The organism is Micromonospora sp. LOL_023 (assembly GCF_048060115.1).
Taxonomy (GTDB): domain Bacteria; phylum Actinomycetota; class Actinomycetes; order Mycobacteriales; family Micromonosporaceae; genus Micromonospora_E.
In genome coordinates, this window is sequence record NZ_JBHMIM010000025.1 from 51,490 (window position 1) to 66,752 (window position 15,263).

The following is a 15,263-nucleotide window of genomic DNA, read 5'->3' on the forward strand; positions in this document are numbered from 1 at the left end:
CAGCAACACTGCATACCGTCGAGGATGTGGTATTCCTGCCGATGCCGCCGCTACGGGCTCGAGCAGGTGAGGGACGGCGAGGACGGCGAACCGGAGCCGAGGAACCCGAATGTCGTGGTCCCACCGGCCGGAAGTGCGCCGTTGTAGTCCACGTTGCGTACGGTGACACTGGTGCCGCTGGTGCTGAGATTACCGTTCCACAGCTGACTGATGCTCTGCCCGCCGCTGAGGGTCCAACGGACAGTCCAGCCGTTGATTGCCGCGCTGCCCGCTCGCACGACCACCTCGCCCTGGAAGCCACCTGGCCACGAACTGGTGGTCTGGTAGGAGGCGCTGCAGGCGCCGGTGGGCGGAGGCGCGGTAGTCGGAGGCGCAGTAGTCGGAGGCGCAGTAGTCGGAGGCGCAGTAGTCGGAGGCGCAGTAGTCGGAGGCGGCATCGTCCCGGACAGTCTCGGGCCTGCGCAGGCACTGACGATGCCAGGTACGTCGTTGGCGGCATCGAGCGAATAGCTGTACGGCGGGTTGGTGAACGGAGTAACGCCACTGCCCTGGGAACCCGTGTCCCGCCGTCCGCTGGTGTTGTCGTAGACGTTTCCCCGCGCGGTAATATAAGTGGGGTTGGAGTCCTGGAACCGGTGAGGGTCCCGTATGTCCTTGAAGTAGTTGTTCTCGACGAGGACGGAGGCGTACGACCCAGTGCCGATGGCGTACGCGTTCCCGGGGGAATTGTAGTAGCTGTTGTAGACGTGGCCCTTGCCGAATAGCATCCGTGGTCCACGCTGGTCAACCAGATCAGCGAACCAGTTGTGGTGATAGGTGGCGTTCAACTTTCCGCTGTCGGTGTCGCCGTGGTTCGAGCCTCCACCCACCAGGCTGGCCAGCCTGTGCGAGTGGGAACTGTTGGTGTACCAGAACTTGACCCAGGACACCGTCATGTAGTCGACGCCTCGGGTCAGGTCCAGCAACCCGTCGCTGGCGTCCCACAGGTTCAGGTGGTCGAACCATAGGTGGTGGGCGCCGCGTGCGGCGATCGTGTCGGCCGGGCTGCTGCCCTGGCCGCCACCCTGCACGTTCAAGTTGCGGATGATGATGTTGCTACCGCCGTTGATGTTGATGCCGCCACGGATCGTCGCGTTCGCGTCTGCGCCGATCAGGGTCTTGTTGCTGCCGACCTCCACGGCCGCCGACCCAGTGCTGATCGTGCCGGAGATCCGCAGGACGCGTGGGGTCGAGTCGTTGGCGTACCGCCGTAGGTCGCTAAGCGATGTGACCGTCTGCGGGGCGGCGTTGCCGCCGCCGGTCGTCGTGGCGACACCGTTCGCCGACACTGACGCCCAGCCGAACAGCCGGTCATCGCAACTTGCCAACATTGATGCCGCAGGCTCGTCGGCCGCAGCCTGAACAGCGGCAGCCGACATGCCGGACACGGCGAGTGCCCCGACAGCGGCGAGGGTGACAGCCACACCAAGCACGGTTGTTGTACCTGGTGAACGTCCTGTTGTGAAAACGCTGGTCCCAACGTTCTTCACGAAGTGCCTCCTGATTTCTCCTGCGGTGGACGCGGCCAGAAGTCAGCGGAATCCGACTCAGGTGAACCCAGTTCCCGGGGTACGCAGACCCGTCGGCAGTGCCCATGCCGTTCGGACGCGCTGGCGATCCCGGCCCTGTGGCACCGAAAGTCAGCCGGAAGCGGTCGGCCGCACACCGTTCCGTTAGCGCTGAACACACGGCCGTGAACCGTCGGAACGGCGGCCCGGTCACCGGCCGACGGATGCCCTCAACGAAGCACAGATTCCACAGTGCATAGATATTCAGCTATGAACGAGATTAACTGGGGCGGCGTCGAGCGTCAAGCAGCTCCAGCCACTCGGGCAACAGCCCGGCCGACCGATCCACCTCTCGGAGCTACCGCCGGTCACCTGACCGCCGCCGGTCGGCGTCTCGGATGGCGTGCCGGACAGCAAGGCGGATGACCCAGTAGAGGACGACGAACCCGACCGCGTAGACGACGAGGGCACCAACGGGGACGGCGAGGGAGCCGATCTGCAGGATGTCGGACACGGCACCGACGATAGAACCTTGGCGCGAACGTCGATGCCCGCCCTGTTGACGCAGCCGGCGGTACGCGCGTGGCTGTGAGCTGGGGTGGGACGGACGAGTCGACCTGTACGCCGGATTCTCGCACCCACACCCCCATTGAGCTGCACGAACATCCCCTACAAGGCCTCTCAGGGCGTCTACAGGGCGTCCGGGTCATCCGAGACGTCCCCGCCGTCGTTGTCATCCCCGCCGTCGCCCTTCCCTGCGTCGTCACCGAACAGTGCGTCAATCGCCCGCCGGGTCCGCTCCTCGCCGGCCGGCATCAGGTGCGTGTACACCCGCAGCGTGAAGCCGGGGTCAGCGTGGCCCAGGTACGTCGCGAGCGTCTTGACGCTCTCCCCCGCGTCGAGCAGAACCGAGGCGTAGAAGTGCCGTAGCGCGTGCATCCCCGTCGCCCTGGTCGGCACGATGCCCGCCGCTTCGACCGCCGGCTGCCAGCTCTTGCCATCGAACGTCGCCCGGTTCAGCGCGTTGCCCCGCGTCGTGGTGAACACCAGCGGCACCCTCACCGGGTCGCCCTTGAACGGGTCTTCCCACGGCAAGGTGATCGTGACCGGCTTGAAGACGGCCAGGTGCTCCCGCAGCACCCGGACGGCCGAGGACGACAGCGGCACCCGACGATCCCGGTCGTTCTTCGGAAGGCCGAACACCAGCCGGGACCGGACCCGCTTGACCTGGCGTACGACATGCACCCAGCCGGCATCCAGGTCGAGATCATCGACGCCGATGCCGAAGATCTCGCCCTGCCGCAGCCCACACCCGGCACCGAGGTTGACCATCGGCCGGTAACGCGGCGCGAGACCGGACCGGATCGCCGAAACCTGGTCGGCGGTCCACGGAACCACCCGCCGCTCAGCGGGCCGAGGTGCCTTGACCGAGCGCGCCGAGCACGGATTCTTGGCGATCCGCTCGTCGTCCACCGCCGCGCCGAGGATGGTACGCAGGTGCGCGAAGACGACCGCCCTGGTCGTGACCGCGATCTTGCCGACCAGGCTGGCATCCCAGGCCCGCACGTGCCCCGGCATGATCGACGCCAACGACCGGTGCCCGAAGTACGGCAAGATGTGCTTGCGCACCCGGATCTCAGTGCTCTCCCGCGTCGACTCGTCAAACGATCGCGTCCGCAACCACTCCTCGGCGTACTCCCGGAACGTGATCCGACCGGCGGACGGATCGACGTACGCCCCGCGCAGCTTGTCCGATTCGGTCGAGACCAGGAACGCCTCAGCTTCGCGCTTCGCCCGGTCGGGAAACGACTTCTTGCGCTCCCGCCCGTCCGGGCCGACGTAGCGGACGCGGTACCTCAGCCCCTTGCCGAACAGTTTCGACTTGACCCGCTCGGTACGGCCACCGGGATGCTTGATCGTCATGTGCCAGCGATCTTCGATGTGCGCCACGGCTACGCCGCCGCCTGCGAGCGGAACCACTCGCGTACGTCCGCCGGGTCGTACCGCAGATGCCGGCCGATCCGGGCAGCCGGCGGACCGCACTTGTGCTTACGCCACCGGTACAAGGTCTCCACCGGCACCCGCAGGAACGCCGAGACGTCCTCGACCGACCACAGTTCCCCGTGCTTCGCCACCCTGTGCCCCTCCCCCATCACACCGCCGTCCCCGTTGCCGAAAGGTCGTGCCTCGTCTCCTGAGCCGCCCGGTCCTTCGCGGCGAGGAGTTGGGAGCGCCAGCGCGCCCGTTCGGAGATGGAGCGCAGGAGCCGGTGCCCGAGTGGGGTGACGTCCGGGTCGTCGGGCCGGGCCAGTTCCCACGCGTGCCGCACCGAGCCCGCGCCGTCGGTGCCGGTGGGCTGGTCGACGCCGGCTAGGTCGGTCGTTGCGCCGAGTAGTGCCCGGACCCATGCGCGTGCGTCGTGTTTGTGGTCGGACAGGGTTTTGCCCGACCAGTCGCGGGAGATGAGGATGCGTCGGCCGCCGATGCCGAGGGTGGCCCGTTGGTGGACCTTGCCCCGGCAGCGTCCCGGCCGCAGCTTCGCTGAGGCGTTCTTCGGTTGGACGCCGTAGATGAGCCAGTTCGCACACCGGTCGGTGCACGGGGTGACCTGCAGCTGTCGCCAGAACCGTTCGAGATGCTGGCGTTGCCGGCCGCTGGTGGTGGTGTGGCAGTCGGCGGCGTGTTTGGTGATGTACTTCGTGATGTAGCGGATGGTGCGTTCCGCGTCGGTGGTGCCGGGCATGACGCCGCGTGCGTCGACCTGGCTGCCGAAGCGGACCACGTGGACCGGGTCGGCGTCCGGGTCGGCGTCGACCGCGTCGAGTGCGTCCGCCCAGCCGGTCAGCGGCTCGCGGGTGTGCGGGTCGACCCACGCCGCCTGGTCGACGTCCCAGACGGGCAGGTGCTCGCCGCCGTAGTGCTGGACGTCGACCGATGGCCACCACACCTGGTGATAGGTGGCCGCCGCCACCGTCCGCAGCGTCTGCCGGGGGATGGTGCCGCGGATCGCGAAGTGCGCGTGAGGCGCGAGACGTCGTTGCGGCTCGACGCATCCGGCGTACTGGACGTTCCAGCCTTCACAGCGGCGCAGGTTCTGCCAGAACCGGTCGAGGAGTCGGGGGAAGTGGACCGCGTCCCAGGCCGCCCGGCGGTAGTCGTAGCGGTCGGGGTTGACCGGGGTGCCGTCCGGTCGTACGGGTCCGTAGGAGTCGAGGGTGAGCGTGAGCCACATCGACGGCCGGTAGGTGTTGCCGTCGGGTGCGGTGTACGTCTTGCCGACGGTGCGCGCCTCCACCGGTCGGCGGGGTAGCTCCGGTGCGTCCTGGCGCCGCCTGGTCGACCGCTTCCGACGTTGCCCCGCCGATGTGTCGCCCTGGTCGGCACCGTCCCCGTCGGTGGTGTGGGGTGGTGCGACGCGTCCGCGTAGTCCTTCGGCGGTGATGGCGTCTTCAACTTCGGTGATGGCGTCGTCGAGGTCGGTGACCTGTCGCCAGTCGGCTTCCCGCACGGCCGCGTCTCGTTCGAACTCGAAGTGCGCCCGCAGCACGATCAGCGCTTTCTGCTCTTCCGACGCCGGTTCGGGTGGCGGCAACGGCTCGTCGTCGCGGTGCCAGCCGTCACGGATCTGCGCCTGCCGCAGTCGGCGGTTCCGCTTCGCACACGGCGGGCACTTGTCTTCACGGGTTGCCCCGCAGGGCAGGTCGATGACCTCGGTACGACCGGTGTCGAGATCGGTCCGCCGCATCGCGAGCGGACGGATACACACCCCGTATTCGGTGGCGACGTCGCGCAGGACATCGACCGAGCGGGGTAGGCCCATCCGCGCGGCACGGGAGCCCGGTCGAGGCTGTGGCTCGACAGTCGCCGGCCGATCCGTCGCGGATGCTTCCAGGCCAGGGAGGGTGGTGGGTACGGTCACCGGCCGACCACCATCCCGTTAGCCCGTCGCGGCTGGACGACCCCGAGCGGAGGCAGCACCGACGCGTGACCGGCGACGCGCACGGGTTCGACGACCGCAGGCCGCTCGACGTGATCCGGTTCCGGGTCGGTGTCGTCGGTCGGGACCTGGTCGACGGCGTCCGCCTGGTCGACGCGCATCCGATCAGCCGTGTTGGCTGCCGTCGTCGACGCCGCCGGACCAGCCGGGACAGCGGGTGCGCTGGACAGCACGACTTTGACCAGGGCCAGGAACGCCAGCGACGGGACAGCCGCCACGATCCAGCCCCACACGGACGGTTCCGCTTCGGCGACCTGCGCGGCCAACGACAGCAGTGCGAAGCCGACGAGGAGGACGGCGACGAACCCGACCGGTCGACCCGCCCGACGCCGAGCCCGGATCTCCAGACCGAGGTAGATAGCCATGAGTTCGACGGCGACGGCGTTGGCCCAGCCGATCCAGTGGGGTTGGCCGTGGGCGACGGACAGGTCATGGACGTGGGTGAACGCCGCCGCGCCGGCCATCGAGCCGATGGCGAGCAGGATCACCAGCCGCAGCACGGTTTCCGCACGCTGCCAGCTCATGCGTGGTCCTTGTCGTCGGTGATGGTCAGATCGATGCGGACCCGCATGCCTGGCCGGCCACGAAGGTTGAGGTACGTGCGGAGCCCGGAGAGGAGCGCGGCGAGTTGATCGGCGGGGCCGGTCGCGGTGATGCGGATCGGCCGGTGCAGGAGTCGGGCCAGCCACGGCAGCCGCAGCAGGAGCCAGGAGGATCGGTTGAGGGATGGCATCGGGGGTTACCTCCCGGTCGGGTGGATGGTGGTGCGGATGTGGTCGGGTGGGTCGCCGAGGGAGGCGACCGCTTCGGACAGGCAGCGCCACAGCGCCCACGCCTCACCGGGAGTCAGGTAGACCCGGCGTCGGCCGCCACCGATGGCGACATACAGCGGGTAGGGGTCGGGGCGGTCGGTATCCACGCGGACGGAGACGGCTGTTCCGCGTCCGCCGTCGGGGGTGGGGGTCCGTAGCCGGTAGAAGCGCCGCCCCGACGTCAACGTCTGCGTTTCGCTCACCGGGAACCACCCCCGCCGGTGGTGTCGGTGTCGCCCTGGTCGTGCCGGAGGATGTTGAGGAGCGAGTCAGGCAGAAGCGGCCCGGAGGGCTTACGCGGCAACGGAACCCGCCGAGGCGTCGCCGGGGACGGCTCCGGTTCGGGGGCGGTTTCCCGGCCGACCTGGGCGAGGATGTCCGCAGCGGCCACCGGAGCCGCGTACTCGGCCGCCATGGTCTGAATGTCGGTGTCGGTGAGGTAGGAGAACCGGACCCGGACCAGGTCGGGGGTGCCATCGAGGAGGACGTAGCCGACGCCCTTGGCCCAGGACGGCATCTGATCCGCCAACGCGCCCCGGTTGCGTGCGCCGTCACCCAACACCATGTCGACCTGCGACGCCTCGGTCAGACCGAGCGCGATCCGAGTGGGGAACAGGTCCCGGAACGGCAGCACCTCCTTACGCGGGTCCTGCAACGCCGCCACGACCAGCACGCCGACGCCGGCACCCTGCGACAGCAGCAGCCCCAACGAGGAGGCGATGCGCTTACGCAGGTCGACGTCCTGCAGATACGCGGTCAGCGCCGCCATCTCGTCGATCACCACCACGACCAGCGGGTCATCGACGGTGGGTGTATGGACCCGGACCGAGCCGGCAAGGCGTGCCTGCCGCTCCCGCAGCACCGCGACCGCTTCGTCCAACAGGTCGGCCATGGCGTCGAAGGAGGTGGAGGCGAACCGGGCGAACATCGGCCGACCGAACGCGAATTCCATCCCGCCCTTGGGGTCGATCACCCACAACCGCACCAGCCCCGACGCCACCCCACCCGCCAACGACCGGACCAACGACCAGAGGACGGAGCCCTTCCCGCGCCGGGTCGCCCCACCGATCAGCACATGCGTCGCCAACAAGTGGAGGTGCCAGGTCCGCAGGTCTTCCCACGCGGCCAGCGGGAGCGCGGTGAAGTCCGGCACCGTCGGCACCGGGAACGGCGGAACCGTCCTACGCAATGCATCGGTGCGGACCAGGACCACGTAGACGACGTCGGGCCGGTCACGGAACCGGTAGGCATCGACCCGGCGCAGCAGCCACCCCACCCAGCCGCCGTCACGGGTCGGCAACTCATCGGGGCGTTCGGTGTAGACGCGGGCATGCCGGCGGCCGAACGCGTACGCCAGCTGCTCGGTCGCGCGTTGGAAGTCGGCGGGGGTCTGCCCGCGCAGCATCCGCACCGACAGCACGTCCAACGCCTGGTCACAGTGCACGCCAAGGAGCTGCGGTAACACGGTCTGGTGTTGGTAGACCCGGGACAGGTCGCACAGGGTCATTGCTTCCCGCCACACCCGCCGATAGACGACGGTGTGCCGCCACCGGCCGAGCAGCGGGCCGCCGCACCACGCCCACCAGGACGGTTCGTGCCGCCACCGCCACACCGCCGACCCCAACCCCGCCAGGACAACCGGGGTCACCAGCCCGGCAATGCCGTAGTCGAGGTACACGGCGACCGTGATCACCGAGATGGTGAGGATGCGCGGGTGCTTGAGGCACCACCACAGTCCCCGACCCGTCCAGCGGGCCAGCAGCCCGAGGAGGACCGCCCACCAGGGCAGCCGCAGCCGACGGGGACGGACCACGAGCAGGTCACCGGAGACGGTGGTGACGACCTCACCACGAGGACGCCCCATCACCGGCCACCCCCAACGACCGGGAGGAAACGGCCGCGAGCGTCGCGCAACCTTGGGAACGGCAACACCAGCTGACCGGCGCACAGCCCACACCGGGCCGCATCCCCGCCAACCGTCGCGGCGCTGGTGGCGTCGTCGGTGTCGCCCTGGACCACGTCGGCCGGGGCGGGGGTGAACATGTTCTTGCAGTCGGCACAGCGGATCCGCGCCCGATCCTGGACGCGCTTAACCTGGGACACGTCGGAACCTCACCGAATCTGAGAAGAAGAGGAAGAGGGGAAGACACCAGGGGTGGGGCTGCCGTCCGCCAAGACCAGACAGCCCCACCCCGAACCAGGAACTACGAACCCGTAGCCGCCCGCGCCTTACCGGTGCCGTTGGAGGCGACGCCGGCCGGGGCGCGCATCCCCGACGCCCGCAGCGAGTACGCCATCCGCCCGTTGCTGGCCACGTACGGCGTGACCGTCATGTCGTCGAACTCCACCGCCTCGAACGGAACACCCGTCGGCGGAACCGGCTGGTAGTCCGCCGAGATCTTCACCGTCGTCTCCCGCGACCGCTTGCCCAACTCCGGGTCCAGGTCCATCACCCGGACCTGCCACACCCGCTGACCCGTCAGCTTGTCCTTCGCCGGCGACCGCCGACCCGTCTTCTCGTCGTAGTCCTCGACCTCACCCAACGACTCGGGCACCAACGCGCACCCCGCCGGGAACACGTCCGAACACCGGACCGAGAACCTCGTTCCGCCTCGCAGAGCCACCGCTCTACCTCCACTCGTAGACCTGGCCGGCTTGACTAGCCAGGTGCCGTGGATCAAAGGTAGGCCGACTTGGCTAGCCATGTCAACACTTGGACACAGGATATCTAGCCTGGCTAGTCAACAGGTATGGTCCGGGGCATGGCACTAGACCCCGACGACCCACGCACCCCGTCACAGCAGATCGCCGCCGCCCTGCGCGCGGAGATCAAGACCGGCAAGTTCGCCCCCGGCGAGAAACTGCCCAGCCAAAACGACCTGGTCGACCGCTTCTCCGTGGCCCGCGAGACGATCAAAGCCGCCCTGCGCAAGCTCCAGGACGAGCGGCTGATCGTCACCCGTCAGGGCAGCGGCACGTTCGTGCGCGCCAACACCGAACGCCCCGTGGGTCTACGCCCGCACATCGAACGCGCCTTCGAGGCCACCCACGTGGCCATCGACTTCGCCGGCTTCTCCGGTGAAACCCTCTACAACGCCATCCAGGAGACGTTGGACAAGGTCCGCATCGGCCGGCTCACCCCGGAGTCGATCCGCATCCGCATCCTGATCTCCGACATGAACGCCCCGATGGCGATCCCGTGCCGGGCCGAGGACCGCGCCGACGACCCCCGCATCCGCGCCCGGTCCGCCCGCATCACGAACCGGTCGATCCACGCCATCGTTGACGCCGTCCAGGAGCTGGCCGATCTCGACCTGGTCAAGGTCGCCACCACCGAGGTACGCGTCCACGGCGCGGCACCGCTGTTCAAGCTGTTCGTCATCAACGACGAGGAAGCGTTCTTCGGCTTCTACCCCGTCGTTGAGCACACCGTCAGCGTCGACGGCCAGCCCCTGGCCATCTACGACGCCATGGGTAAGGACGCGATCCTGTTCCCGTTCACCCCCAGCGACGACGACGCATCCCACGACGGCCTGTACGTGCAGCAGGCCGGAGCCTGGTTCAACAGCATGTGGACCACCATCGCCCGCGAGTACACGTCATGAACGCCGAACTCGCCGCCGTCATCGACCGCGCCCGGTTCCTGCTGCTCGACTTCGACGGACCCGTCTGCAAGGTCTTCGCCAACCACCCCGCGCCTCAGGTGGCCGCAACTCTGCGCCGGCTGCTCGTCGACCAGGGCGTCACCATCCCTCCGGACCTGCTCGACGAACCCGATCCACTCGCCGTGCTGCGCTGGACAGCCGCCCTGAACCGGCCCGCCATCGTCCGCCGGGTCGACGACGCGCTACGGGCCGCCGAGGTGGACGCCGTCGCCGTCGCCGAACCCACGCCGTACGCACGGGAAGTCATCGTGGCCGCCCACCACGCCCGACGCGGCATCGCGATCGTGTCCAACAACAGCGCCGACGCCGTCACTCAGTACCTGATTGCACGACGCCTCGCCGCCTACATCCACCCCGTCATCGGCCGCCCCCACGCCGACCCCGCCGGCATGAAACCGAACCCGGCACCGGTGCTTGCCGCCATCCGCGAACTTCACACCCACCCCGAGGAATGCGTACTCATTGGCGACTCACCCACCGACATCGAAGCCGCCCAAGCCGTCGGCGTGGCCACCATCGGCTACGCCAACAAACCCCGCAAGTACCACAGCCTCACCAAAGCCGACGCCATCATCGGCAGCATGGCCGAAATCGTCACCGCCCTCCACCCCGACGAACTCTAGCCACCAACAACCCGGCACACCGACGCCCCGGACCGCACTACGCGGAAACCGGGGCGTCACTCATTCCATGCCGCTACGAGATCAGCCGACCTCACCCGACCACGGCGACGCCGAATCCCACACCCGATCAAACCCCGCCACATAGTGGTCGAACAGGTTCCCGCCCTGCACCCGGCGGAAATGAAACGTCGGACTCGCGTTCCCCGACTCCCCGAACACGTGCGGGGTCACCACCACCTCATCATCGAACCGCAGCACACTCACGTGATGCGTCACCGCATGCAACCGCACCTCGCAGCCCTCCACCCCGACCAGGCCCCGGTAGTGCGTCAACGAGCTACGGACGATCGCACCCAACGTCCCTACCAGGCAATCCTCACGATCCCGCACCGCCACCGCCGCACCGGACGGGTCAGCGAAACACAACCGCACCCGCACACCCGCACCCGCCCGGTCCGCCAACACCCGCCCGATACGCGGCTGCACCTGCGACAGAAAAGCGCCCGCCAACACCAGCACGTCAACCCGTTCCCGTGCCTCACCCAACAGCCGTAACCACACATCACGAGGCACCGACGCCCGATCCGGAAACACCTCGATCAACTCCGCCCGCGACGCCTCCGGACGACGATCATTCGCTTCCGCGATCTGTGGCCACAGATACGCCTCCTCCGCACCCAACCGACGCGCCACGACCCACCGATGCCGTCGATGCGGAACACGTCCCGAACTGATCCACCGCTCCACCGTCTTCGGATCCACCTCACACTCAGCCGCAAGATCCTCCACCGGAACACCACGACGAACCATCACCGTCCGGAGACGTTCATTCATACCCACTATTAGACGGACAACCAGCAGGACGTTTCAACCCCGTCCCCCGACGTTTCGCAGAATACGAAGACGTCCCCCACCAGTCCAACCCCGTGGATGCGACGACACACCAATCCCTATTCACTACCCCAGTCGCGCGAAAACCCCTGCCGGCGTGCAGCCCGTCATAGCCGCGCCGGCAGGTGAGCACGACACCACACCGGTCGGGGACCGGGGACAGGACCCCCCGCCCAACCCGGCCCCGACCGGCCCTCTCCACACCCGCGCCCACCGGAGGTTCCCGACCATGACCAACGGCCAGCACCCCACCGACCTACCATCAGCCGACTACTTCACCCCCGTACCCCCACCCCGACCAACCACCCTCGCCGACACCGACGAACACCCCCGCTACGTCATCCACATCCCCATCCACGCACGCGACCTCACCGCCGCCATCGAGATGGCCCACACCATCGCCGTCACCCTCGCCGACTTCCGCACCTACCTACGCGGACTCGACTACCCCGAAACCACCGTCACCATCGAGGGCGACCAGGAGCAGCACCACCGCGTCATCTGCAACCTCCAACGCCCCGACGGCACCCGCTGCGAACAACTCAACGCCCACGAAGCACCCTGCGCCAGGTAGCAGAGTCCTGGACAGACGGAGGCGGCAGCTCACACGCCCAGCCCTCGCCCAGCCCTCGCGAGTTGCCGAATAGTTCTGTATTGGATCAAGACGCCGCGCCCAGCGCGGCGCGCGGGCGGAACACCGCCCGGCGGCAAGCCGCCCCGGACCGCTACGCGGCCGGGGCGGAAGTCCACCGTCACGCCGGCCAGCCGCCCGCCGCGCCGCGCCCATTTAGTTGAAGCCTCCCGCGAGCGCTCCGACTCAAGGACGGGTGGCGCGGTTGGGGCGACTCAGCCGACGCTGCTCTGTCGTCGCCAGTGGGCGAGGTTGCTACGGGTGGCCAGAGTGTCGGGGTGGTCGGGTCCCAGCACCCGCAGCACATCGGCGAGCAGCTCCTCGAACGCGGTGACCGCGCCGGCCGGGTCACCAGCTCCACCCCGCCAGCCGGCAAGGTCGCTACGGGTGATCAGAGTGTGGGGGTGGTCGGGTCCCAGCACCCGCAGCCGATCGGTAAGCAGCTCCTCGAACGCGGTGACCGCGCCGGCCGGGTCACCAGCTTCGCCCCGCCAACGGGCGAGGTTGTTGCGGATGGTCAGAGTGTCGGGGTGGTCGGGTCCCAGCACCCGCAGCACATCGGTAAGCAGCTCCTCGAACGCGGTGGCCGCGCCGGCCGGGTCACCAGCTTCACCCCGCCAGCCGGCAAGGTTGTTGCGGGTGGCCAGAGTGTCGGGGTGGTCGGGTCCCAGCACCCGCAGCCGATCGGTAAGCAGCTCCTCGAACGCGGTGGCCGCGCCGGCCGGGTCACCAGCTTCACCCCGCCAGGAGGCGAGGTTGCTGCGGGTGGCCAGAGTGTGGGGGTGGTCGGGTCCCTGCACTCGCAGCCGATCGGTAAGCAGCTCCTCGAGGGCGGTGGCCGCGCCGGCCGGGTCACCAGCTTCACCCCGCCAGTGGGCGAGGTTGTTGCGGGTGGTCAGAGTGTCGGGGTGGTCGGGTCCCTGCACCCGCAGCGCATCGGCGAGCAGCTCCTCGAGGGCGGTGGCCGCGCCGGCCGGGTCACCAGCTTCACCCCGCCAGTGGGCGAGGTTGCTGCGGGCGGTCAGAGTGTCGGGGTGGTCGGGTCCCAGCACCCGCCGCACATCGGCGAGCAACTCCTCGAGGGCGGTAGCCGCAGCCCCGACTTGTCCGGTTTCCCCGAGGCTGCGGAGGCTGCGAAACAGCAACGCATGAGCATCGGGCTGCAGGAGTGCATCACCGCTGGCCGTCCGTAGAGCGACGGCGTTGGCCCGCAAGGTCTGAGTCGTGTCGTGGTCACGGTCGATGGTCGGCCAGATAGCCAGAAGAGCGTCAGCGGCGGTCCGGGCAACGGCGGCGAGGTGGACCGGGTGGAGGGGGTCGAGGGTGACCCGCTGCACCAGGGCGTGGACACGGACCAAACCGGATTGCGGGTCGTGAGTGAACAAACTCAACCGGTGTAGGTTGCGCAGCGCGTCCCGCACCTCGTCCACGGCCACTTCCCGTCCGCTGCGGTCCGCGAGATACACGACGGCCGCACCGGTGGTGAATACGGCCTCGGGGATGCCGTTAGGGTCCAGCACGGCGGCGAGATTCAGCACATACCTGGCCAGCCCGGCCGGCGGATGACCGTCCGCCACGTCGATCGACAACGACCAGGTGACGGCGACCGTCGCCCGGTGCCCATCCGGTAGAGCGTCATCAGGCGGGACAAGATCAGCCAACTTCTTCCGCCGGTCAGCGAGTCGTGTCCGGTAGCCGGCAGGATCGATACCCCGGTCTCGGATGAACGCGGCCGCTTGCGCCAACGCCAACGGCAGACACCCCAACTCAGCGGCCAACGCCGTCAGATCGTCATCCCGGTCATTACCGGCACCGATCGCATCACGTAGGTAGGCGACAGCGTCCCCCAAACTGAACACGTCAACGTCGACCAAGACGCGGCCGTCCGTATCCAGCACCGGATCACGGCGACGGGTCGTCACCACCGTCCGACCATTGCGATTGTTCGGCGGCCACCAGTCCGCCGCATCACCGGGGCTGTCAAGGTTGTCCAATACAACCAGCCACCGCTTCGAGGTGCGCTCCAACCACGACACGAACCGGCTAGCGGCCGCCTCATCGTCCCCATCCCCGGCCAGAGCGGCACCCACTGCGCGGGCAGCTTCGGCATAGCGGGCGACGATCGCGTCACGACTCGACGCCGTAACCCACACCACCACATCCACCTCCCGACCCCGCTCCAACCGGCGCGCGAACTCCGCCGCCAACTGGGTCTTTCCCACCCCACCCATCCCTGACAACACCTGCGTCAACACCGCCGTCCGGCCCGCTTTCGCCGCACGCGCCAGAACCACGCCCACGGGCCGGTCCTGAAACCACGCCGCCCGCTCCGGGACCCGCCCGACACGCTCCGCCGCGCCCACCAGCACCGACGGTGGACCGGGCTTGGCGCGCCGCGCCATGAACCCGTCAACCAAGGTCATCAACGACAGCACGCCGCTGGCAATCCCCGCGATCCAGCCAGCCTGTTCCGTACCCGCCCAGCCGAACCGGGGCAGCCCCCACCCCCACGGGTTCCACCAAGCAAACACTGCCACCAGGCCACAGGCGACAGCCAAGGACGCGAACACCACCGTTCGCCGCCGCCACCGACGAGGAAACACCCGAGCCACGCCACCATCATCGACGACAAGCACAATCACCGAACTCACCGAGTCGGGATCACGTCGTCGCTGTCGGGGCCAGTCCAACAGCGGCAGGCCGACCTACGAAGATCAACTACGACAACGCCAGTACAAACGAGAGCCGAAGCGGCTGCGAGAGGCCGGCCGCAGGTCAGCGCGCCGACGTGCGCGGTTCGACCCGATCCGCAGCCCAGACGCGGGTTAGGGGTTCGAGTCCCCGCCTTCGGCGTGGTCGACGGCGGCAGGGCGGTCCGGAAGCCGGCGGGGTTGGCCGCCGTCGTGGTCGGGGCTTCCGGCTGCCGCGCCAGTCCACAACCCGGACTGGCTTGCCACCGACACCGATCGCGCCGAGTCCGTACCGCGCGGGGGATGCGTCCCCGGCCGCCGCCGGCACCGCCCGGACTGTCCAAGATCAGGGCGTCTCCAGGGCGTCAGGGCGTCTCCAGGGCGTCAGATGACGACCAAAGTTGACC

The 15,263-nt window shown here is 68.6% G+C and carries 16 protein-coding genes; 3 read left to right on the forward strand and 13 right to left on the reverse strand.

From position 1 onward, the window contains the following. Nucleotides 1-50 precede the first annotated feature (50 nt). The 11 genes from ACFHVL_RS15535 to ACFHVL_RS15585 form a co-directional block, all read right to left on the reverse strand. On the reverse strand, nucleotides 51-1,463 hold the full coding sequence (locus tag ACFHVL_RS15535) for a cellulose binding domain-containing protein (RefSeq protein ID WP_416628567.1): 1,413 nt from the start codon (nucleotides 1,461-1,463) through the stop codon (nucleotides 51-53). A gap of 442 nt (nucleotides 1,464-1,905) precedes the next feature. Continuing rightward, nucleotides 1,906-2,061, reverse strand: a complete 156-nt coding sequence (locus ACFHVL_RS15540; protein ID WP_416556353.1) for a hypothetical protein — start codon at nucleotides 2,059-2,061, stop codon at nucleotides 1,906-1,908. A gap of 176 nt (nucleotides 2,062-2,237) precedes the next feature. After that, nucleotides 2,238-3,497: a tyrosine-type recombinase/integrase gene (locus ACFHVL_RS15545; protein ID WP_416628568.1), complete on the reverse strand. Its 1,260-nt coding sequence runs from the start codon at nucleotides 3,495-3,497 to the stop codon at nucleotides 2,238-2,240. A 2-nt stretch (nucleotides 3,498-3,499) separates the two neighbouring features. Next, entirely contained in the window at nucleotides 3,500-3,700 is a 201-nt protein-coding gene (locus tag ACFHVL_RS15550; RefSeq protein WP_416628569.1) for a helix-turn-helix domain-containing protein, read from the reverse strand. After that, nucleotides 3,700-5,466, reverse strand: coding sequence for a replication initiator (locus ACFHVL_RS15555; protein ID WP_416628570.1), 1,767 nt, complete (start codon nucleotides 5,464-5,466; stop codon nucleotides 3,700-3,702). The genes ACFHVL_RS15550 and ACFHVL_RS15555 overlap by 1 nt, the downstream gene beginning before the upstream one ends. Continuing rightward, complete coding sequence (locus ACFHVL_RS15560) at nucleotides 5,463-6,068, reverse strand: DUF2637 domain-containing protein (RefSeq protein WP_416628571.1); 606 nt, start codon at nucleotides 6,066-6,068, stop codon at nucleotides 5,463-5,465. The genes ACFHVL_RS15555 and ACFHVL_RS15560 overlap by 4 nt, the downstream gene beginning before the upstream one ends. Then, nucleotides 6,065-6,277 (reverse strand): hypothetical protein, encoded by a 213-nt coding sequence (locus tag ACFHVL_RS15565; RefSeq protein ID WP_416628573.1) that lies wholly within the window; start codon nucleotides 6,275-6,277, stop codon nucleotides 6,065-6,067. The genes ACFHVL_RS15560 and ACFHVL_RS15565 overlap by 4 nt, the downstream gene beginning before the upstream one ends. 6 nt (nucleotides 6,278-6,283) lie before the next feature. Next, a complete protein-coding gene (locus ACFHVL_RS15570) occupies nucleotides 6,284-6,559 on the reverse strand; it encodes a hypothetical protein (protein WP_416628574.1) in 276 nt (91 codons plus the stop codon). Next, nucleotides 6,556-8,220, reverse strand: coding sequence for an FtsK/SpoIIIE domain-containing protein (locus ACFHVL_RS15575; RefSeq protein ID WP_416628575.1), 1,665 nt, complete (start codon nucleotides 8,218-8,220; stop codon nucleotides 6,556-6,558). Before ACFHVL_RS15575 ends, ACFHVL_RS15570 begins: the two co-directional genes overlap by 4 nt. Then, on the reverse strand, nucleotides 8,220-8,459 hold the full coding sequence (locus tag ACFHVL_RS15580; protein WP_416628577.1) for a hypothetical protein: 240 nt from the start codon (nucleotides 8,457-8,459) through the stop codon (nucleotides 8,220-8,222). The genes ACFHVL_RS15575 and ACFHVL_RS15580 overlap by 1 nt, the downstream gene beginning before the upstream one ends. Before the next feature lie 101 nt (nucleotides 8,460-8,560). Continuing rightward, on the reverse strand, nucleotides 8,561-8,980 hold the full coding sequence (locus ACFHVL_RS15585) for a transcriptional regulator (RefSeq protein WP_416628578.1): 420 nt from the start codon (nucleotides 8,978-8,980) through the stop codon (nucleotides 8,561-8,563). Between the two features lie 138 nt (nucleotides 8,981-9,118). Here ACFHVL_RS15585 and ACFHVL_RS15590 point away from each other — a divergent pair, with 138 nt between their 5' ends. Then, the gene (locus tag ACFHVL_RS15590) at nucleotides 9,119-9,961 is read left to right on the forward strand and encodes a GntR family transcriptional regulator (RefSeq protein WP_416628579.1); all 843 of its coding nucleotides are present in this window, start codon (nucleotides 9,119-9,121) and stop codon (nucleotides 9,959-9,961) included. Then, nucleotides 9,958-10,644 (forward strand): HAD family hydrolase, encoded by a 687-nt coding sequence (locus tag ACFHVL_RS15595; RefSeq protein WP_416628580.1) that lies wholly within the window; start codon nucleotides 9,958-9,960, stop codon nucleotides 10,642-10,644. The genes ACFHVL_RS15590 and ACFHVL_RS15595 overlap by 4 nt, the downstream gene beginning before the upstream one ends. Before the next feature lie 81 nt (nucleotides 10,645-10,725). On the opposite strand, the gene ACFHVL_RS15600 is transcribed toward ACFHVL_RS15595, so the two are convergent. Further along, nucleotides 10,726-11,337, reverse strand: coding sequence for an XRE family transcriptional regulator (locus tag ACFHVL_RS15600; protein ID WP_416628581.1), 612 nt, complete (start codon nucleotides 11,335-11,337; stop codon nucleotides 10,726-10,728). Between the two features lie 427 nt (nucleotides 11,338-11,764). Here ACFHVL_RS15600 and ACFHVL_RS15605 point away from each other — a divergent pair, with 427 nt between their 5' ends. Beyond that, the gene (locus tag ACFHVL_RS15605) at nucleotides 11,765-12,109 is read left to right on the forward strand and encodes a hypothetical protein (protein WP_416628582.1); all 345 of its coding nucleotides are present in this window, start codon (nucleotides 11,765-11,767) and stop codon (nucleotides 12,107-12,109) included. A gap of 272 nt (nucleotides 12,110-12,381) precedes the next feature. On the opposite strand, the gene ACFHVL_RS15610 is transcribed toward ACFHVL_RS15605, so the two are convergent. After that, the gene (locus tag ACFHVL_RS15610; RefSeq protein WP_416628584.1) at nucleotides 12,382-14,703 is read right to left on the reverse strand and encodes a tetratricopeptide repeat protein; all 2,322 of its coding nucleotides are present in this window, start codon (nucleotides 14,701-14,703) and stop codon (nucleotides 12,382-12,384) included. Nucleotides 14,704-15,263 lie beyond the last annotated feature (560 nt).

Bases quoted from the DNA above. Each gene is read 5' to 3' on its own strand.
- ACFHVL_RS15550 (WP_416628569.1), bottom strand. From the start codon at position 3,700: ATGGGGGAGGGGCACAGGGTGGCGAAGCACGGGGAACTGTGGTCGGTC.
- ACFHVL_RS15560 (WP_416628571.1), bottom strand. From the start codon at position 6,068: ATGAGCTGGCAGCGTGCGGAAACCGTGCTGCGGCTGGTGATCCTGCTC.
- ACFHVL_RS15565 (WP_416628573.1), bottom strand. From the start codon at position 6,277: ATGCCATCCCTCAACCGATCCTCCTGGCTCCTGCTGCGGCTGCCGTGG.
- ACFHVL_RS15575 (WP_416628575.1), bottom strand. From the start codon at position 8,220: ATGGGGCGTCCTCGTGGTGAGGTCGTCACCACCGTCTCCGGTGACCTG.
- ACFHVL_RS15590 (WP_416628579.1), top strand. From the start codon at position 9,119: ATGGCACTAGACCCCGACGACCCACGCACCCCGTCACAGCAGATCGCC.
- ACFHVL_RS15595 (WP_416628580.1), top strand. From the start codon at position 9,958: ATGAACGCCGAACTCGCCGCCGTCATCGACCGCGCCCGGTTCCTGCTG.
- ACFHVL_RS15605 (WP_416628582.1), top strand. From the start codon at position 11,765: ATGACCAACGGCCAGCACCCCACCGACCTACCATCAGCCGACTACTTC.